The following is a 796-nucleotide window of genomic DNA, read 5'->3' as shown; positions in this document are numbered from 1 at the left end:
AAGCTCTTCAGCGCCGATGGTAGTCGGGGGTTTCCCCCTGTGAGAGTAGGACGCCGCCAAGCTATTACACGTAAGTGTAATATACGGAGGATTAGCTCAGCTGGGAGAGCATCTGCCTTACAAGCAGAGGGTCGGCGGTTCGAGCCCGTCATCCTCCACCATATGCCGGTCTAGCTCAATTGGTAGAGCAACTGACTTGTAATCAGTAGGTTGGGGGTTCAAGTCCTCTGGCCGGCACCATTTTTGGACAAGATAATAACACAAGTCTTTAAAGAGAGCCATTAGCTCAGTTGGTAGAGCATCTGACTTTTAATCAGAGGGTCGAAGGTTCGAGTCCTTCATGGCTCACCATGTTACGCGGGTGTGGCGGAATTGGCAGACGCGCTAGACTTAGGATCTAGTGTCTTATGACGTGGGGGTTCAAGTCCCTTCACCCGCATTATACAGGATAGTTATCCTGTATGCGGAAGTAGTTCAGTGGTAGAACACCACCTTGCCAAGGTGGGGGTCGCGGGTTCGAATCCCGTCTTCCGCTCCAACTATACCATCCACGCCGGGGTGGTGGAATTGGCAGACACACAGGACTTAAAATCCTGCGGTAGGTGACTACCGTGCCGGTTCAAGTCCGGCCCTCGGCATTCATTATTAAGCGCCCGTAGCTCAATTGGATAGAGCGTTTGACTACGGATCAAAAGGTTAGGGGTTCGACTCCTCTCGGGCGCGCCATATTTTTAAAAATCGGGAAGTAGCTCAGCTTGGTAGAGCACATGGTTTGGGACCATGGGGTCGCAGGTTC

At 52.1% G+C, this 796-nt stretch carries 7 tRNA genes; all 7 read left to right on the top strand.

Annotation, left to right across the window (positions count from 1 at the left end):
- The first annotated feature begins 85 nt into the window (after positions 1–85).
- The 7 genes from Y79_RS0107195 to Y79_RS0107165 all read left to right on the top strand — a co-directional run bounded on the left by Y79_RS0107195 (position 86) and on the right by Y79_RS0107165 (position 726).
- A tRNA-Val gene (locus Y79_RS0107195) sits at positions 86–161 on the top strand.
- A gap of 3 nt (positions 162–164) precedes the next feature.
- A tRNA-Thr gene (locus tag Y79_RS0107190) sits at positions 165–240 on the top strand.
- A gap of 35 nt (positions 241–275) precedes the next feature.
- A tRNA-Lys gene (locus tag Y79_RS0107185) sits at positions 276–351 on the top strand.
- Between the two features lie 6 nt (positions 352–357).
- Positions 358–439 (top strand) — tRNA-Leu (locus Y79_RS0107180).
- Between the two features lie 24 nt (positions 440–463).
- Positions 464–538: transfer RNA gene (locus tag Y79_RS0107175), tRNA-Gly, on the top strand.
- Positions 539–552: 14 nt separating this feature from the next.
- Positions 553–638, top strand: a tRNA-Leu gene (locus Y79_RS0107170).
- An 11-nt stretch (positions 639–649) separates the two neighbouring features.
- Positions 650–726: transfer RNA gene (locus tag Y79_RS0107165), tRNA-Arg, on the top strand.
- Positions 727–796: the final 70 nt, after the last annotated feature.

This window comes from Bacillus siamensis KCTC 13613, from assembly GCF_000262045.1.
GTDB lineage: Bacteria > Bacillota > Bacilli > Bacillales > Bacillaceae > Bacillus > Bacillus siamensis.
The sequence above is the reverse complement of the archived record's forward strand: the minus strand, read 5'-3'. Positions and strand labels throughout refer to the sequence as shown.